Source organism: Pseudomonas sp. 01L34 (assembly GCF_056400265.1).
Genome location: NZ_JBFTSX010000053.1, coordinates 1 through 413, shown reverse-complemented (window position 1 = coordinate 413; position 413 = coordinate 1). Strand labels below are relative to the sequence as shown.

The window sequence follows — 413 nt, the reverse complement described above, 5'->3', positions numbered from 1 at the left end:
GTAGGCGTTGCCGAGCAGGGTGTTGTTCAGGTCGTTGCCGATCACGGTGAAGGCACCGAGGCCGGTGACGGTGACATCTTCGACGTTCAGCAGGTTGCTTTGACTGAGATCGACGGTGCTGCTGGCCAGGGTCGAGGTGTAGCTGATGTTCAGCAGGTCACGGCCCTGGTCGGCGGTTTCCTGCAGCAGCGCCAGTTCACCGGCCTGGTCGAGGATATAGGTGTCGTCGCCGGCGCCACCGATCAGCGTGTCCAGCCCCGTGCCACCGTTGAGCACGTTGTTGCCGCTGTTGCCGGTCAGCACGTTGTTCAGGGCATTGCCGACGCCGTTGAGGTTGTCGCTGCCGGTCAGGGTGAGGTTTTCCAGGTTGGCGCCCAGGGCCCAGCTCACCGAGGCGCGTACGGTGTCGATTT

General features: G+C 63.4%; 1 pseudogene. It reads right to left on the bottom strand.

Annotation, left to right across the window (positions count from 1 at the left end):
- Positions 1–413: pseudogene (locus AC1DQM_RS29945) on the bottom strand (serine 3-dehydrogenase); the annotation flags it as partial.